This is a genomic window from Mesorhizobium sp. 128a (assembly GCF_053848025.1).
Window position 1 is genome coordinate 1 of sequence record NZ_JBSPKY010000018.1, and the last position, 17,453, is coordinate 17,453.

The following is a 17,453-nucleotide window of genomic DNA, read 5'->3' on the forward strand; positions in this document are numbered from 1 at the left end:
CACATTTGTGTCGATGGGACCTGGGCATGAAATATTCGTACGGCGCGAAGATATTCTCCTCTTCGGCTCCGGGGTCATTTCGCCTGGACTGAAGTCGTCCCTCGGCGACGCCCAGCTGCTTCACTACGAAATTGTCTCGGATTGACCCGGCCGGACTCGTAGCCGCGACCGGTGTCAGGCTGGTGCGCTGACGCCGTCGATGCCGCGCCCTTAGCCAAAATTGGCTGGGCCAGCCTCGGTTCGTGCAGTCGCGATCTTCTAGTTCAGATCGCCGACGAAAGCGGCGCAGGCCGGATCGGATGTCCTTGCGCGGCGAGGGGCGGGCTTCGGCGGCCGAGAGGTTTTTAGGCGCTTCTTCGCCAGCGTGGCTCGTCAGGGGCCCATGGGCGGCGCGAGCCCAACCACTCTAGTACAGCCCCAAATTACGCTGCAGCGCCGCGGCGAAGTGGGTCTTGATGGCCTCGACTGCGCCGGCTGCATCACGCTTCCGGCACGCTTCGATGATCTCCTGGTGTTCACGCAATGAGCGCAGGGCGAGCGGAACGGACATCTTCCGATCAAGGCGCAGCAGCCTCAGATAATTCCTGATCCGTCGGTAACTCGTGTCGATGAGGGGATTGTTCAGGCTCGCGACGATGGAGCCGTGCAGCAGCTCTTCAAGTTTCTCGAGTTCGCTCATGTTTGTAAGCGTAAGTCCATCGCCCTCCAGTGCGGCTGCGACATCGCTGTGCCGCAACGCCAGCTCGGCAATTTCGACGTCGCGTGCGGTCTCGGCGAAGACGGCGACCGCGGCGGCTTCTATGATGCCGCGGAACTGATAGGTCGACCGCGTCAGCTCCATCCCCGGCTTCACGAACTGGATGCCGGCATGCGGATGGATCGTCACGACCCCTTCAGCCTGGAGCGCTCGCAACGCGTCGCGCAAGGGTCCGACAGGCACGCCGGTTAGTTCCACCAACTGGGCCTGGGATACAAAGGCGCCGGCAGCCAATCTGCGATCGTACAAGATATCGAAGATGCGCCCGTACGCCACGTCGCTTAGACGCGTCCCTTCTCCAAACGCAACGGCCGCTTTGCGCGGATTCTTGGCTGACACCCTCTTTTCCTTTCCAAGGTATTGGTCTATTGGCGCATTAGAGCGATATATCAGTGCGGTGAATTAATAGATCAAGATGCGTATTTCCTCGTTCGAACTCACCCGCTTTCAGTTTGCCCGTGACCGTGTCATCGGCGACAGCCAGGTCCGCGCCGACGAAGCCAATATCGCCGCGCTCGAACTGATTGACGAGAACGGAAATCGCGGTCTCGGCTTCGTCCAGGTCCTTTTCCACGCTTTGCCGGCAATAGGTGAAATCATCAGGGTTTTCGAGGCTGAGGCCTGGCCGGGCCTTGAGGGCCAGCCCCCACTCTCGATTGCCCACCGGGTCGGCCGGCCTCGAGGCGGTAACCAGCGTTCGTTCACGCTGCCGTTTCACGAGGCCGTGCAGGTCGCTGTCTGGGATCTCGCGGCCAAGCAGCTCGGCATGCCGCTGCACAGGCTGCTGGGTTCGCGGCGGGACAAGGTGCGCGCCTACGCCTCGGGCCTGGACTTCCATCTCAGCGACGACGAGTTCGTGGCGTTCTTTGAGAACGCCGATGCCCTGGGTTACCGGGCGTTCAAGATCAAGGTCGGGCATCCGGACTTCGATCGGGACCTGCACCGGCTCGATCTGGTCACCAAGGCGGTTCGACCGGGCGCGCAGTTCATGATCGACGCCAACGAAGCCTGGGATGGCAAGGAAGCGGTCGTCAAGCTCGAGACCATTCACCGGGCGGGCTTCGAGTTGCTGTGGGTCGAGGACCCAATCCTGCGCAACGATTTCGATGGCCTGCGCCTCCTTCGGCAGTGCGTTCCCTGGACCCTGATCAACTCAGGCGAATATCTCGACGCCGCCGGCAAGCGCCAACTCATGCTGGCTGGCGGCACCGACATCCTCAACGTACACGGCCAGGTCACCGACGTCATGCGCATCGGTTGGCTGGCGGCGGAACTCGGCATTCCGGTGTCGCTGGGAAATACCTTACTGGAGGTCGGCGTGCATATGGCCTGCGCGCTGCCCGAGGTCGAATGGCTCGAATACTCGTTCCAGAATTTCGAGCACCTGATCGAGGAACCGGTGGAGGTTCGCGACGGCTGGGCTTACGCGCCCAACCGTCCCGGCCATGGCCTCGTGCTGTCGGAAGCTGCCCGTCGCGAATGGGCACGCCCCGAAATCTTGTCGCGCGACCAGCTTGGCTCCGCACCAACCCGTCCTCGGGCTGTTCGGGAATAGGCCTCGCGACGAGCGGAGGAGAAAAGTAACAGGTAACAGGAGGACCGATATGCATAAAGTAGCACTGATGGCAGCGGTCGCTGCCATCATGGTGGCCTCACCTGCGTTGGCGCAGGAGATCACCGTGTGGGACGTGAACGTCGACGAGCCCAGCAATGCGTCATACTATGACCACGCCAAGTCGGCTTTCGAAGCTGCCCATCCAGGCGCAACCCTGACTTTCCTGTCGCAGCCCGACGCCGAATACTACACGCTGCTGGGTACGGCTCTGGCCTCGAAAACAGGCCCGGACGTGATATGGGCCAATGGCGGCGCGCAGGCGAAGAATCTGGTTGGCGGCCTGATCCCGCTCGATGACAAGCTGCCCGACCTCATCTCCAAGCTGGTCGGAAAATCGGCATTTACCGCCCCCGACGGCAAGTTGTACTTCATCCCGACGACCCTGCAGGGTCACGTCGTGTACTACAACAAGGCGCTCTACAAGGCCGCCGGGCTCGATCCGGACAAACCGCCGACGACCTGGGCCGAGATGACCAAGGTCTGCGGTGCCTTCAAGGCGCAGGGCAAGACCGCCTGCTTCCTGATGGCCAACAAGGAAGGCTACGAGGCCGAATTCTTCCTGTCGGAAATGGCGAACCAGTCGCTGACCGCGCAGCAGCAGGCCGATTGGCTGACCGGGAAGCTGCACTGGTCGGATGCGCCCATCAAGGCAATCCTGCAGACCTGGGTCGATACCGCCAAGGATGGCTGGTACCAGGAGGGCGGCAACTCGCAGACCATGTTCATGGACGAGTTCACGCTGTTCTCCCAGGGCGGCGCGGGCAACGTCTGGGGCCTGTTGTCAAACGTTGCTCACTGGAAGGTGTTCGAGAAGGACATGGGCGTCGACAATGTCGGCGTCTATCCGATGCCTTCGCCGACCGTCGCCGCCGATCAGCACCAGGGCGCACCGGGCGTGCCGCTTGATGGCGGCGTCGGCTACGGCGTGAACAAGGACTCGCCGAATGTCGATCTCGCTCTCGATGCGGTGAAGACGCTGGCTTCGCCCGAAGTGCTGACCTACCTGGTGAACGACGCGGGTATCGTTCCGGCAAACACCCTGGTCGATACATCCGGCATCGACAGCCCTGGACTGAAGCGCATCATGGGCTGGCTGGCAACCAGCGCCGTGCCGACGACCCATGCCAACTCGTCGGCAGCAGAACTCGACGAATGGCATCGCCAGAGCCAATTGCTGCTCAACGGCGATACAACGGTCGACGCTGCCGCGGCGGCCCTGGACAAGGTCCAGGCGCAGGCCAAGCCACAGAAATAATGGAACAAATTGGGGAGCGCTTCGGTGCTCCCTGTTCCTCTAAGCTTGGTGACCTGCCATGGCCAGAAGTTCGTTGACCGAAACCGCCGTAGCCCCACGAACGCGCAAGCGTTCGCACCGCAGCCGCCGAGCCGAGGCCATCGTGGCGGTGCTGTTCCTCGTTCCGGCTCTCCTGCTGGTCTTGGTGTTTCGCATCATTCCCCTGTTTTGGGGCTTCGGCATCTCGCTGACGAGCGCCACCGCGACCGATCCGGGCGAGTTCATTGGCGCGGCCAACTACCTGCGGGCACTTGACGATCCGAATTTCCGCTCCTCCATGGTCAATGCCGGGGCAATCCTGCTTGCAGTACCGTTCTTTGTGACGATCCCGATGATACTGGCGATCCTGATTGACCAGGGCGTTCCGGGACGCGGGTTTTTCCGTTCCGTCTATTTCTTTCCGGCCGTCCTTTCGAGCGTAATCATCGGCTCCATTTTCAGCATCGTGCTGGGTTTCAATGGAAGCCTCAACGGTGCGCTCAAGATGCTGGGCATCCCAGGCGTGGACTGGCTCGGTCGCTCCAGTACGGCATTGCCGGTGACGCTTATCATCCAGTCGTGGTCAACCTTCGGCATGGGGGTTCTCATCTTCCTTGCCGGCCTGTCGACCGTGCCTAGGGAGATGGTTGAAGCGGCGCGGCTCGAAGGCGCCAAGATGTGGCAGATCTGGTGGCATATCATCATCCCGGAGCTTCGCCCGATTATAGAGTTTTCGACGGTCATCACCACGATCGGCCTGCTGACGTCGATGTTCGGGCTGATCTACGTGCTGACCGGCGGCGGACCGGGCACGTCGACAACAGTCCCCGAATATCTGATCTGGACCGCGCAGGGCCGGCTCAACCAGCCCGCCTACGCCGCGGCACTTTCTATGACCCTGTTTGCCGTAACGGGCGTTCTGGCCTGGCTGCAGATCCGCATGCTGTCGCGCAACGCAAACCTCTGAGGGATCGCAGTGGCTGGAGCAGGAAAACGGCAGAGGCTGGTCCTCAGAATTGCGGCGATCCCGATGGGATTGCTGGCGCTGAGTTGTCTTTATCCAATCTTCTTCGCGGTCAACAATGCGCTCAAGACCCGGCACGACTATCTGCTGGACCGCTTCGGGCTGGCGATGCAGCCGACATTCGACAATTTCGTGCAGGCCTGGACGCGGTCGCATCTCGACCAGTATTTCCTCAATTCGGTGATCACGACGGCTGGCGCCGTGATCCTGCTGATGGTCATCTCGTCCCTTGCCGGTTTTGCACTGGCTTGCCTGCGCTTTCCCTATCGGCGCTTCGTATTCGTTGTGATCCTGTCATCGCTGATGATTCCCGTGCAGGTCGTGCTGGTGCCTTACATGCGCACCATGGTCGGCCTGCACCTGATCGACACGCGTATCGGACTGATCCTGTCCTATACGGCGTTCTTTCTGCCGTTCTCCGTCTACATGATGACGGCGTTCTATTCCGGCCTGCCTCGTGAATTGATCGAGGCGGCGCGAATCGACGGCGCCAAACTGTTACAGGTCTGGTGGCACGTGATGGTGCCACTGGGGATGCCGGCGATGATAACGCTGGGCATCCTCAACACTCTCAATTGCTGGAACGATGTCCTGATAGCCTTGCTGACCATGCAGAAGAACCGCACTCTCATGGTGGGAATTTCCGCTCTGAAAGGCCAGTATTCCGACCAGATTCCGCTGTTCACGGCCGGTATTGTCATTGCGGCGGCGCCGATCGTCATCCTTTACATCATTTTCCAGCGGCGGATCGTGACCGGCATCGCTGTCGGCGCCGTGAAAGGCTAGCCATGGCGCGTGTTGAACTTAAACACGTCAGCAAAAGCTTCGGTGCAACCCAGGTCGTCCACGATGTTTCGCTGGCCATCGAGGAAGGCGAGTTCACCGTGTTCGTTGGGCCGTCGGGCTGCGGGAAATCGACCCTGTTGCGGATGATTGCGGGCCTCGAGGAGACAAGCAGCGGAGAGATATTCATCGGTGAGACCGATGTCACCGATGCGGAGCCGTCCGACCGCGGCCTTGCGATGGTGTTCCAGTCCTATGCGCTTTACCCGCATATGACGGTGGCGGACAATATGAGCTTCGGCTTGCGCATGACGCATCGCCCCAAACCGGAAATTGCCGGGAAGGTCGCGAGGGCAGCGAAGATCCTGCGCCTGGAGGAGTATCTGCAGCGCAAGCCGGCGCAGCTTTCCGGAGGGCAGCGCCAGCGCGTCGCCATCGGCCGCGCTATCGTGCGCGACCCCAAGGTGTTTCTGTTCGACGAGCCGCTCAGCAACCTCGACGCGGAGTTGCGGGTGCAGATGCGGGTCGAGATTTCCAAGCTTCACACCATGCTTGGCAACACGATGATCTACGTCACGCACGACCAGACCGAAGCTCTGACGATGGCGGACCGGATCGTGGTGCTGCGGGACGGACGCATCGAGCAGATTGGAACGCCGCTTGGTCTCTATCACGACCCGGACAATGCGTTCGTTGCCGGGTTCATCGGCTCTCCACGAATGAATTTCCTGTCGGCGACTGCGCAAGCCGGCGGGCGGCTTGCAGCAGGGGGGATCGAAATTCAAAGCCCGGTGCCGACCAGGTTCGAACCCGGGACGAGATTGCAGCTGGGGCTGAGGCCCGAGCACCTCGACCTGCGTGAGGGCCCCGGCTTTAAGGCGACCGTGGAATTGGTTGAGGCACTGGGATCCACCTGTTACCTCCATGCGACGCTGGCAACCGGGGAGACTATAGTCGCGGAGCGCCGGTCGTCTCTGCCCAGGACAGGCGACACGATCACACTCCACTTCGCACCCGCGTCGGCGCACATCTTTGGAGAAGGCGGCGAACGCATCCGATGACCGGTGAGCGAAGAGGTTGATTGCCGCGACCGGATCGCCACTCGACGCTCGCGTATCGGTGTCGCCGCATTGAACGCGGCTCGGGCGCCCCACTCTATGAAGCGATAAGCTTCGCCAGCCGATCCGATGCCTCGGTTCCACTCACTCCGAGGTCACGAACGCTGCTCATGTGATTGGCGCCGGCGAGGGCGGTTCGAGAGACGTGCAGCCCCAGCTTTCGCAGATGCTTGGCAAATGCTTCTGCCTGGCGATGGAACGGCGGCGTTTCCGCTGCTCCGACTGCGATCTCAATCTCTACCGACGGATCGAAGCGATGTGTCAGCGGTGAGAGGCTGGCGACCTCGTCATCCGTTATCGCGATCTCGCCGGCAAGGAACGAGGTCCGCAAAGGCTTCAAGTCGTACAGTCCGCCAAGCAGCAGCGCGCCTTTGATGTTGGACGATCGATTGGGATCATTGAACAGCATCGTTGCCAGGTGGGCGCCGGCCGAGTGCCCGCTGACAGTCAGTCGATCGGGATCGCCGCCATGCTCGGCGATGTGCTCGAGCACCCAACGCTTGGCCCGGCGCACCTGATCGACTATGGCGGCCATCCTCACCGAGGGCATCAGCGCATAGTCGACGATGACCGCAATCGCGCCGGCTCGGGTGACGATGTCCGCGACATAGGAATAGTCCCGCTTGGAGAACATCCGCCAGTAGCCGCCGTGGATGAACATATGAACCGGCAGGAGGTCGCGTTTTCCCGGGGGAAAGAACAGGTCGACGGTTTCGGTGGCGTCCGGCCCATAGGCTACATCGGCGACGGTCTGAATTCTCGCCCTGGTCTCCGCGCTGCGGCGAACGATCTCGGCGACGATATCGTCGAATTCGGGAACGTGGTCGCGGATGCGAAAAGGATCCTTGATCACGCCGGCGCCCTCACATCGTCACGGCGATGTACTTGGCTTCCAGGAACTCGCTGATGCCGTGCTTTTGGCCGCCTTCGCGCCCCAACCCACTCTGCTTCACGCCTCCGAAGGGAGCTGCGGGGTCGGACATGAGGCCTCGGTTCAGCGCGATCATACCGGACTCGATCCTTGATGCCACGCGCATGCCCTTGGCAAGGTCGCTTGTGTAGATATAGGCCGCCAAGCCGTATTCGGTGTCGTTGGCGCGTGCGATGACTTCAGCCTCATCGTCGAAGCGCATGATTGGAGCGACCGGCCCGAATATTTCCTGATGCGCAATCTCGGCAGCTGGGGGCACATCGCAAAGAACGGTTGGCGGGTAGAAATAGCCCTTGTCATCCGCGACAGCGCCTCCGCACAAGATCCTTGCGCCGCGACGAACCGCATCCTTGACGAGCCGGTCGAGCTTCTCCACGGCCTTCCGAGTGATCATTGGGCCGCATTCGGTCTCGGCGTCGATGCCAGGGCCAATCTGGAGTGCGGCCATGCGTTTGCGCAGTCCCTGCGTGAACGCGTCATGGATACCCGCCTGGACATAAAGCCGGTTGGCGGCCGTGCATGCCTCGCCAGCATTGCGCATCTTGGCGATCATTGCTCCGTCGAGAGCAGCCTCCAGGTCGGCGTCGTCGAAGACTATAAAGGGGGCGTTGCCGCCAAGTTCCATCGAACAGGAGATGACGTGCCTGGCGGCTTCGGCCAGAAGAACGCGCCCGACGCCGGTGGAGCCGGTGAACGAAAGTTTGCGCACCCGCGGATCAGCCAGCATGGCGGCGGTCAGCGGCCCGGGATTGGAAGTCGTGAGAACGTTAACGACGCCAGGCGGGACGCCGGCGTCCTCATAAAGCGCGGCAAGCGCGTAGGCGGTCAACGGCGTTTCGCTGGCGGGCTTGAGGATGACGGTGCAGCCGGCAGCGAGCGCCGGCGCGATCTTGCGTGTGGCCATGGCGGCAGGGAAATTCCACGGTGTGATCAGCAAGCATATGCCGATGGGCTGGTAGTCGACGACGATACGGTTCGCACCCGAAGGTGCAAGGCCGAACTCGCCGCTGATGCGAACCGCTTCCTCTGCGTTCCAACGGAAGAACTCGGCCGCATAAGCAACTTCGCCGCGTGCGTCGCGCAGTGCCTTGCCGTTCTCCAGCGAAATCAGCGCGGCCAATGTCTCCGCCCGCTCGGTCATCAGTTCGAAGCAACGTCTCAGGATTTCCGACCGTTTGCGTGGGGCGGTCTCGCGCCATCCGGCCGCCGCCTTAGCGGCGGCGTTGACGGCGGCGGCCGCGTCGGCCGGCGTTGCATCGGGAACGGCCGCGATGACGGCTTCCGTCGATGGATCGAACACCTCGATAACGCGCTCATCGGACGAGGGCCGCCATTGCCCGCCGATATAGAGCCCGTGTGAGAACGTGGAATATTCGGAGATGTCGGCCTCCTCATCAAAAACCACCGGAGAAATATTCATGAGATGTGTCTCCCTCCTTCACATCAGACTGGCGGACATGTCGCCGTCATAAGCGGCTTGCACCAATCGTCGCATCGAAGCGGCATCGAAAGGGCGGGGGTTGTTCTTGATCAAGCGATCGATGCCGAGCGCCTGCTCGGCGGTCCACTCGATCCTGCCGGACGGCAAGCCCAACTCGCCCAGCGTTCGTGTGATGCCGATCGCGCCGAACAGCCGCGAAACCTCTGCAATGGTCGCGGAAGCTCTGTCCTTGAATTCCATGCCCGCCTGGGGGAGACCGAGCGCGCCGCCGACCTCGGCAAACTCGCTGACGGCAGCGGGCAAATTGTAGTTCATCACATAGGGAAGCATGGTCGCCACTCCCAATCCATGCGGCGTGTGGGTGAGCGCGCCAACCGGATATTGCACAGCATGGGCTGCCGCTGTTCCGGCCGTACCGAAGGCGCAACCAGCCGCCAGGGCGCCCATCATCACATCGGCGCGCGCATCTTCGTCCGAACCGTCGCGCCAGACCCTTTCCAGGCTGCGGCCAAGGAGCTTGATGGCCAGCAACGCGAAGTGGTCGGTAAGAGCGCTCTTTCCTACAAAGACATGCTGCTGCGGCAAGCTGGGGTCGCTGCCCCGTTTTGCCGCGGTAAAGGCTTCGATGGCGTGCGTAAGGGCATCAGCGCCGGCGATCGCCGTGAGCGCGGGCGGGCAGGTCGCGGTCAGTTCCGGGTCGCACAGCGCCACGGCGGCGATGAGGTGCGGACTTGAAATGCCGACCTTCAGCAGGCGCTCCGGATCGGAAATGACGGCTACGGGGGTCACTTCAGAGCCGGTGCCGGCGGTGGTCGGTACTGCAATCAACGGAAGCGTCGGCCCCGGCACCTTGAACTCACCATAATAGTCTTGAAGCCTGCCGCCGTGACTGATCAGCAGCGCCGCGCATTTGGCCATGTCGAGGCAGCTTCCACCACCGATCCCGATGACCATGTCTGGTTGGAAATCCTCCGCCTCGGTTACGCAGACCGCGACGCTGTCCCGCGGCACGTCGGGCAGGGTGCGGTCGTAGACGAGGATTTCGAGCGAAGCTTTTCTCAGCGCCTTCATCATCTCGGCAAATGCGGCCGTGGCCGCGAAGCGCTCGTCGGTGCAGACGAACGCGCGCTTGCCATGCCTGGATGCAACGTGCGGCAGCACCTGGCGCTGGCCCTTGCCGAACAAGATCTCGCGCGGCAATCGCGCTGCGGCGAACAATGTCATCGACAGGTCCTCGGTGATCCATGGTCCATCATCAGAAAGTATCTGCTATAAAATCGTATAGGATATAGGATTGAATTGGCCGGAGCATCGTGATAGTGCTCCCGCCTGTCAAGAGGCAAAAAGATGCAGAATCCCATCGTGACGGTTGATGACGAAGCGCGGCCGACAGGCCGAATCCAGCGCGCCAACAGCCTGGCGGGCGACGTCTACGACGCGATCTTCCAGCAGCTGATGTCACTCAGGATTGCGCCGGGATCCCGGATAACGGTCGACAATCTCGTCAGGGAGCTGGATGTCTCGCATACGCCGATCCGCGAGGCTCTTGGGCGGCTGGAGGGCGAGGGCCTGGTGATCAAGACCCATCTGATCGGCTATCGCGCCGCGGCGCAGATCACACGGCGGCGTTTTGACGAGCTTTACGAATTGCGCCTGTTGCTTGAGCCTGCCGCCGCGGCCAAGGCAGCGGCAGGCCTGGACGAGACCCGGCTGGCGGTCCTGCGGGAGGCCGCGGGGGTGATGACCCGCCGCGAGGGCAGGGACGAACGGCTCCGCTATTCGAACTTCGCCCGCCAGGATGCCATCTTCCATGACAAGATCATGGAGTTCGCGCAAAACGAGCTCATCCGCGAGACGCTGAACCACCAGCATACGCATTTTCACATTTTCCGCCTGATGTACCACTCGCGCGTAACCGAGGAGGCGCTCGACGAGCATGAGGCCATTCTTTCGGCTTTCGCTGCCGGCGACGCGACTGCCGCGCGAAAGGCGATGCGGGTGCACATCGAGAACTCACGCGACAGGCTCCTGCCTGCATTCGAGTAGGCAGTCATATGTCGCCAATGGCACGCGACAGCAGCCCCCGAAACACAAGCGTGACGGCGCGCCTTAGCCTGACAAACAACCAAGAGGAAGAACCATGCCAGCCAAAAAGATCCTGATGCTGACCGGAGAGTTCACCGAGGAATACGAAATCTTCGTCTATCAGCAGGCGATGGAGGCCGTAGGCCATACTATCCATGTCGTGTGTCCCGACAAAAATGCCGGAGACCGGATCAAGACCTCGCTGCACGACTTTGAGGGCGACCAGACCTACACGGAAAAGCCCGGACATTACGCGCTGATCAACAAGACGTTTTCCGAGGCGGAACGGCAGATTGCCCAGTATGATGCGGTCTATTGCGCCGGCGGCCGCGGGCCGGAATACATCCGCACCGACAAGCGCGTCCAGGCGATGGTGCGCCACTTCCACGAGGCCGAGAAGCCGATCTTCACGATCTGCCATGGTGTGCAGATCCTGATCGCGGTGGATGGTGTCGTGCGCGGCAAGAAAGTCGGCGCACTGGCGGCCTGTGAGCCGGAGGTCACCCTTGCGGGCGGCACCTATATCGACCTGTCACCCACCGACGCCTATGTGGACGGTACCATGGTTTCAGCCAAAGGATGGACCGCACTTGCCGCCTTCATTCGCGAGTGTCTCAAGGTGCTGGGTACGGAAATCCGCCACGACTAGGGCGATTTCCGGGAAAGGGCGTAGCGCTTGATCCGTTGTTCGGTGAGGAGTTCGCAGGGGAGACACCAGCAGCTTGATGCACCGCGATCAGGTCCATATCGATGTCAATATCGTTCGCGAGATGGTCTTCGGCCAGTTCCCGGAATATCGCCACGAGCGGATCGAGCAGGTAGGCGCGATTGGTACGGTCAATGCCATCTTCAGGATTGGATCGAGTGTAGCAGCAAGATTCCCCCTGCGCGCAATGGAGCCAGTCGCGTGCGCCAATATCCTGCGCAACGAGGCCGCAGCCATGACGGAGTTTGCTACGCATTCTCCGGTTGCCTGTCCTCGACCGATCGGGCTTGGTCAACCAGGCCCGCTCTATCCGTTACCGTGGGCAATGCAGACTTGGATAGAAGGTGACGTCGCCAAGCAAGATGGGCTCGCTGCTTCCACGGCCTTCGCACTGGATATCGCCAACCTGATTGCTTCGCTACGCGCAGCGAACACATATGGCCGTCGTTTTGATGGGCAAGGGAGGGGCGGCAGCCTTCATCAACATGACGACTGGATGTCGATCTGTTTCAAGAACAGCGAGGGGCTCCTGGACGTGTCTCGTCTCCGTCGCATTTGGGATCGGCTGCGTGAACTGCCGCAGTCCGGTCTCGACGTCATGAGCCACCGCGATCTTATTCCGGCGAACCTCCTCGTGCGAGGGGACCGCCTTGTTGGTGTGCTCGACACAGGCAGCTTCGGACCGGCCGATCCGGCCTTGGATCTTGTTGCCGCATGGCATCTGCTGGACCGCAGCCAGCGCGAAACCGTGCGTACCCATCTTGGATCAAGCGACGTCGAGTGGCAGCGCGGAGCGGCATGGGCTTTCCAACAGGCAATGGGCTTGGTCTGGTATTACCGGAGCACCAACCCCGCCATGAGTGCGCTTGGCCGCACCACGCTCTCCCGTATCATCGACGATGTGGAAGTCTGATCCGAACATGGGCGTTGGTCGGGTCAGTAATACCTCGAGCGGGTCGAAGGCATTGAGCCCGTTCCTTCTCGAACGCCGGGGACCAGCGTGGCTGGAGGTGATAAGCCGCGCCCGGCGCGCGGCGAAAACCCTACTCGGCAGGCGTCTCCGATGGCGCGTCTGCCGGCTCCGAAGGCTCGGCCGCGGCCCGGGGCTTGCGCGGTGAAAACAGCGACCTGACTGTGACGTAGAACACCGGCGTCAGGAACAGGCCGACGAAGGTGACGCCGAGCATGCCGGAGAACACCGCGGTGCCGAGCGACTGTCGCATTTCAGCGCCCGGGCCCGTTGCGATCATCAGCGGCACGACGCCGAGGATGAAGGCGAAGGCGGTCATCAGGATCGGCCGCAGCCTGAGCCGGCAGGCCTCGACGGCAGCCTCGGCGGCCGACAGGCCGCGTTCCTGCGCCTGCCGCGCGAATTCGACGATCAGGATCGCGTTCTTGGCGGCAAGCCCGATCAGCACGATCAGGCCGATCTGCACGAGGATGTTGTTGTCCAGCCCTCGGAACCACACGCCGAGCAACGCCGCGAGCACGCCGAGCGGCACCACCAGCACAATGGCGAACGGCAGCACCCAGCTTTCATATTGCGCCGCCAGCGCCAGGAACACGAACAGCACCGACAGCCCGAAGATATAGACAGCGGCATTGCCGGTGTTGCGCTCCTGATAGGCGAGTTCGGTCCATTCATAGGAGGTACCGGCCGGCAGTGTCGCTGCGGTTATCTTTTCCATCGATGCCAGCGCGTCGCCCGTGGAAACGCCGGGCGCGGCGTTGCCCTGCAGCGGCACCGAGACATACATGTTGTAGCGCTGGACCAGCGCCGGGCCGGTGACGTCGCGGATCTCGATCAACGTGCCGAGCGGAACCAGCGCCCCGGTCGCCGAGCGCACCTTCAGTTTCAAGATGTCGGCGCGATCGAGGCGGAACGCCTGGTCGGCCTGCGCCCGCACCTGGTAGACGCGCCCGAAAGCGTTGAAGTCATTGACGTAGGCGGTGCCCAGATTGATCGACAGCGTCTCGAAGATGTTGGGGATCGGCACGTTCAGGATGCGCGCCTTGTCGCGATCGATCGCCAGGAAGAATTGCGGGCTCGACGCGGAGAAGGTGGTGAACACACCCGTCAGCCCCGGCGTCTTGTTGGCCTTGCCGGCGATTTCGTAGGCAAGCGCCAGGATCTGCCGCATGTCGGCGCTGTTGCGTTCCTGGATCTGCAGCTTGAAGCCGCCGGCATTGCCGACGCCGCGGATCGGCGGCGGCGGCAGTGCGATAATGAAGGCTTCCTTGATGCTTTGCAGGCTGCCGAACAGATTGCCGATGACCTGGGTTGCCGACTGACCGGCTTTCAGCCGCTCGTCAAAGGGCCTGAACCTGGCGAAGATCACGCCTGCGTTGCTGGCGTTGGTGAAGGTCGCGCCGGAGAAGCCGGCGAAGGCGACGGCGTAGTCGACGCCTGGCGTTTTCTGGATGATCTGCGACGCCTGCTGGATGACGGCATCGGTCCTCGACAGCGAGGCGCCGTCCGGCAACTGGATGACGACGATCGCATAGCCCTGGTCGAGCGAGGGAATGAAACCGCGTGGCACCGTCTGCACCATGTAGACCGTGGCGTAGATCAGGGCCGCGAAAACGGCCAACATGGCGCCGATCGTTATCCACGAGCCGACCAGCACGCGGATGATGCTCGAATACCAATGGGCGAGCCTGTCGAAGCCGCGATTGAAGCCGTCGGCGAGCGCCCGGCCGAACCGCGCCAGGAAAAAGCGTGGCGGCGCCGCCGCGGCGTGGTGCGGCTTGAACAGCAGTGCGGCCAGCGCCGGCGAAAGCGTCAGCGAATTGAATGCCGAGATCGCCGTCGACACCGCGATGGTGATCGCAAACTGCAGGTAGAACTGTCCCGAAATGCCGGGGATGAAGGCTGTCGGTACGAACACGGCTATCAGCACCAGCGAGATCGCGATGACGGCCGTGCCGACTTCGTCCATGGTCAGGTGCGACGCCGGATTGGGCGCCAGCCCCGCGGCGATATTGCGCTCGACGTTTTCGACCACGACGATCGCATCATCGACGACGATGCCGATCGCAAGAACCAGGCCGAACAGCGTCAGCATGTTGAGCGAGAAGCCGGCGCCGTAAAGCACCGCCAGCGTGCCGATCAGCGACACGGGGATCGCCACGATCGGCACGATCGCCATGCGCCAGGATTGCAGGAAGACGATGATGACGATGATGACCAGCACCATCGCCTCGAGGATCGTCTTGTAGACCTCCTGGATCGACTCGGCGACGAACTCGGTCGGATTGTAGACGATGTCGTAGCTCAACCCCTTCGGGAAGTCGGCTGAAAGCTCCTTCATCTTGTCCTGGATCTCCTCGGCTGCGGCGAGCGCATTGGTGCCCGGCCGCTGGAAGATGGCGAGCGCCACCGCCGGTTTGCCGTTGAGATAGGAGTTGGTGACGTAATCCTTGGCGCCGAGCTCGATGCGTGCCACGTCCTGCAGCGAGATCAGGCGGCCGTCCTCGGTCGATTTGACGATCACGTATCGGAAGTCGCGTGCGTCGTCGAAGCGGCCTTGCGTGGTGACCGTGTACTGGAACGCCGCGCCGGTGTTGGTCGGCGGCGCGCCGATCGAGCCGCCCGACACCTGCACGTTCTGGTCGCGCAGCGCCTGCACCACATCGCCAGAGGTCATCCCCAGGGCCGACAGTTTTTCCGGATCGAGCCAGATGCGCAGCGAATATTCGCGTTCGCCGAAGATGATGAGGTCCCCGACGCCGTCCAGCCTGAGCAGTATGTCGCGCACCCGCGAGCGCGCGTAGTTCGAGACGTATAGCTGGTCGTATGTATTGTCGGGCGACAGCATGTGCACGACCATCATCAGGTCGGGCGAGCTCTTGGTGGTGGTGATGCCGAGGCGGCGGACTTCTTCGGGCAGGCGCGGCTCGGCGACCGACACGCGGTTCTGCACCAGCACCTGTGCCTGGTCGAGATCGGTGCCCAGCTTGAAGGTGATGGTCAGCGCCATCGCCCCGTCGCCCGACGAATAGGACGACATGTAGAGCATGCCCTCGACGCCATTGATCTCCTGCTCGATCGGCGTTGCCACGGTCGCTGCGACCGTCTCTGCGTCGGCGCCCGGATACTGCGCGCGAACGACGATGGTCGGCGGCGCGATCTCGGGATATTGCGCGACCGGCAGCTGGGTATAGGCAATCCCGCCGAGGATCAGCAGGACGATCGAAACGACCGATGCGAAGATCGGACGGTCGACGAAGAAATGGGCGAACCTCATTGCTGCAACCCGGCGGTTTCGACCTTGGGCGGCAACGTCACCATCTCGACCTTCACCTTGGTGCCGGGCCTGGCGTGCATCAGCCCGTTGACGATGATCGTCTCGTTGCCGGTCAGGCCCGAGCGGATCACCCGGTAGCCGTCGAGAAGCGGGCCGGTGCGCACGGGCTTTGCCGACACCATGCCGGCCTCATCCACCAGGAACACGATCCGGCGATCCTGATCGGCGCCGATCGCCTCATCGGGCACCAGCACGCCGCTGTGCGGCAGAGACCCCGGCACGTTGATGCGCCCGAACATGCCTGGCTGGAGAACGCCGTCGGCGTTGGGAAACGTTGCACGCACCCGCATGGTGCCGGTCGCGTTGTCGATGCGGTTCTCGGCAAAATCGAGCTTGCCCTTGAACACCGCCTCCGCGCGGTCGGCGACGCGAACCACCACCTCGAGCCCGCCGGCGCCTTCCTGCATCGAGCCGCCGCGCTCCTTGGCGTCGCGGGCGTAGCTGAAATACAGGCGCTCATCGACGTCGAAATAGAAGTCGATCGGATCGCGCGTAACGATGGTCGTCAGCAAGGTGGAATCCGGCTGCACGAGGTTGCCGACCGACACAAGCCGGCGGTCGATGCGGCCGGACAAGGGCGCCTTGATCTCGGTGAATTCCAGATTCAGGCTGGCCGACGTCAGCGCAGCCGTCGCGCCCTGCATCTGCGCCTGCGCCGAAAGGTATTCCCGCCGGCGGTCGTCGACCGTCGCGGCCGAGATGTTGCCGGTCTTGGCCAGTTCGTCGGCGCGATCGAGCTGCATCTTTGAGAATTCGAGAAGACTCTTGGCGACGTCCACTTGCGATTTGGCGGCATCATAAGCCGCCTGGTACGGACGCTGGTCGATGGTGAAGAGCAGGTCGCCCTTGTTGACCAGTGCGCCGTCCTGGAAGCTGACCTTGTCCAGATAGCCGCTGACGCGCGAGCGGATGGCGACCTGGTCGACGGCGTCGAAGCGCCCGACGAACTCGTCGTCTTCGACGATTTCACGAACCACCGGCTTGGCCGCCGTCACCACGGGCAGCTGCTGGTCTTGCGCAAATGCAGTGCTGCTGAAAGCCATGCCGAAGAGGAATGCCGCCGACACGGCGGCGCGGGAAAGCCAGCCGGCCGATCGACGGGGTCGCCCGCCCGCGTCGCGGTGCAACTGTCTATTGCCTGGGGTGTCCATTTGCGTCCTCACTCGCTGGACCCGGAGGTCGGTTGATCCGCTTTTACATTCAGGCTTTCGTCGAGATCAGAGCACTGCAGTGTTGTGCATAGCAACATGATAATTTTCCATGTGGGCCGAAATGTCCACCCTCTGGCTGCCCGCCATCCGCCACTGGCCTTGGTCAAACGTTAAAGCCGCCATTCCGCTCTGCATCATCTCTTGTCTGCGGCGTTCTCCTGCCGCCTAGAAAGCGGTCCAGTCGGCAAGACAGACCACCCCG

The 17,453-nt window shown here is 62.4% G+C and carries 15 protein-coding genes; 8 read left to right on the forward strand and 7 right to left on the reverse strand.

What is annotated here, in order from left to right:
• Nucleotides 1-406: 406 nt before the first annotated feature.
• On the reverse strand, nt 407-1,096 hold the full coding sequence (locus tag ACWTU9_RS25395; protein WP_454585412.1) for a GntR family transcriptional regulator: 690 nt from the start codon (nt 1,094-1,096) through the stop codon (nt 407-409).
• A 37-nt stretch (nt 1,097-1,133) separates the two neighbouring features.
• Nucleotides 1,134-1,535, reverse strand: a complete 402-nt coding sequence (locus ACWTU9_RS25400; RefSeq protein WP_455860701.1) for a hypothetical protein — start codon at nt 1,533-1,535, stop codon at nt 1,134-1,136.
• Here ACWTU9_RS25400 and ACWTU9_RS25405 point away from each other — a divergent pair.
• The 5 genes from ACWTU9_RS25405 to ACWTU9_RS25425 are packed head-to-tail and all read left to right on the forward strand — an operon-like array spanning nt 1,524 to nt 6,513.
• On the forward strand, nt 1,524-2,312 hold the full coding sequence (locus ACWTU9_RS25405; RefSeq protein ID WP_455860702.1) for an enolase C-terminal domain-like protein: 789 nt from the start codon (nt 1,524-1,526) through the stop codon (nt 2,310-2,312). The genes ACWTU9_RS25400 and ACWTU9_RS25405 overlap by 12 nt on opposite strands.
• A gap of 49 nt (nt 2,313-2,361) precedes the next feature.
• Nucleotides 2,362-3,627 carry an ABC transporter substrate-binding protein gene (locus ACWTU9_RS25410; RefSeq protein WP_455860703.1) on the forward strand — a complete coding sequence of 422 codons (1,266 nt, stop codon included), beginning with the start codon at nt 2,362-2,364 and terminating at the stop codon, nt 3,625-3,627.
• Nucleotides 3,628-3,685: 58 nt separating this feature from the next.
• Nucleotides 3,686-4,612, forward strand: a complete 927-nt coding sequence (locus tag ACWTU9_RS25415) for a carbohydrate ABC transporter permease (RefSeq protein WP_455860704.1) — start codon at nt 3,686-3,688, stop codon at nt 4,610-4,612.
• 9 nt (nt 4,613-4,621) lie between these two features.
• Nucleotides 4,622-5,455, forward strand: coding sequence for a carbohydrate ABC transporter permease (locus ACWTU9_RS25420; protein ID WP_455860705.1), 834 nt, complete (start codon nt 4,622-4,624; stop codon nt 5,453-5,455).
• A 2-nt stretch (nt 5,456-5,457) separates the two neighbouring features.
• On the forward strand, nt 5,458-6,513 hold the full coding sequence (locus ACWTU9_RS25425; RefSeq protein ID WP_455860706.1) for an ABC transporter ATP-binding protein: 1,056 nt from the start codon (nt 5,458-5,460) through the stop codon (nt 6,511-6,513).
• A 94-nt stretch (nt 6,514-6,607) separates the two neighbouring features.
• Here ACWTU9_RS25425 and ACWTU9_RS25430 read toward each other — a convergent pair whose 3' ends face one another.
• The 3 genes from ACWTU9_RS25430 to ACWTU9_RS25440 are packed head-to-tail and all read right to left on the reverse strand — an operon-like array spanning nt 6,608 to nt 10,166.
• Nucleotides 6,608-7,423 carry an alpha/beta hydrolase gene (locus tag ACWTU9_RS25430; protein ID WP_455860707.1) on the reverse strand — a complete coding sequence of 272 codons (816 nt, stop codon included), beginning with the start codon at nt 7,421-7,423 and terminating at the stop codon, nt 6,608-6,610.
• A 10-nt stretch (nt 7,424-7,433) separates the two neighbouring features.
• Nucleotides 7,434-8,921, reverse strand: a complete 1,488-nt coding sequence (locus tag ACWTU9_RS25435; RefSeq protein WP_455860708.1) for an NAD-dependent succinate-semialdehyde dehydrogenase — start codon at nt 8,919-8,921, stop codon at nt 7,434-7,436.
• Between the two features lie 18 nt (nt 8,922-8,939).
• Nucleotides 8,940-10,166: an iron-containing alcohol dehydrogenase gene (locus ACWTU9_RS25440; protein WP_455860709.1), complete on the reverse strand. Its 1,227-nt coding sequence runs from the start codon at nt 10,164-10,166 to the stop codon at nt 8,940-8,942.
• 123 nt (nt 10,167-10,289) lie between these two features.
• On the opposite strand from ACWTU9_RS25440, the gene ACWTU9_RS25445 reads away from it, so the two are divergent.
• The 3 genes from ACWTU9_RS25445 (at nt 10,290) to ACWTU9_RS25455 (ending at nt 12,646) form a co-directional block, all read left to right on the forward strand.
• Nucleotides 10,290-10,988, forward strand: a complete 699-nt coding sequence (locus ACWTU9_RS25445; RefSeq protein ID WP_455860710.1) for a GntR family transcriptional regulator — start codon at nt 10,290-10,292, stop codon at nt 10,986-10,988.
• A gap of 94 nt (nt 10,989-11,082) precedes the next feature.
• Nucleotides 11,083-11,676 carry a DJ-1/PfpI family protein gene (locus ACWTU9_RS25450; RefSeq protein WP_455860711.1) on the forward strand — a complete coding sequence of 198 codons (594 nt, stop codon included), beginning with the start codon at nt 11,083-11,085 and terminating at the stop codon, nt 11,674-11,676.
• A 76-nt stretch (nt 11,677-11,752) separates the two neighbouring features.
• Nucleotides 11,753-12,646: an aminoglycoside phosphotransferase family protein gene (locus ACWTU9_RS25455; protein ID WP_455860808.1), complete on the forward strand. Its 894-nt coding sequence runs from the start codon at nt 11,753-11,755 to the stop codon at nt 12,644-12,646.
• Nucleotides 12,647-12,776: 130 nt separating this feature from the next.
• Here the strand turns inward: ACWTU9_RS25455 and ACWTU9_RS25460 are convergent, their stop codons facing one another.
• Together ACWTU9_RS25460 and ACWTU9_RS25465 are read right to left on the reverse strand one after the other, a co-directional pair.
• A complete protein-coding gene (locus ACWTU9_RS25460) occupies nt 12,777-15,980 on the reverse strand; it encodes an efflux RND transporter permease subunit (RefSeq protein ID WP_455860712.1) in 3,204 nt (1,067 codons plus the stop codon).
• The gene (locus ACWTU9_RS25465) at nt 15,977-17,083 is read right to left on the reverse strand and encodes an efflux RND transporter periplasmic adaptor subunit (RefSeq protein WP_455860713.1); all 1,107 of its coding nucleotides are present in this window, start codon (nt 17,081-17,083) and stop codon (nt 15,977-15,979) included. The genes ACWTU9_RS25460 and ACWTU9_RS25465 overlap by 4 nt, the downstream gene beginning before the upstream one ends.
• Nucleotides 17,084-17,453 lie beyond the last annotated feature (370 nt).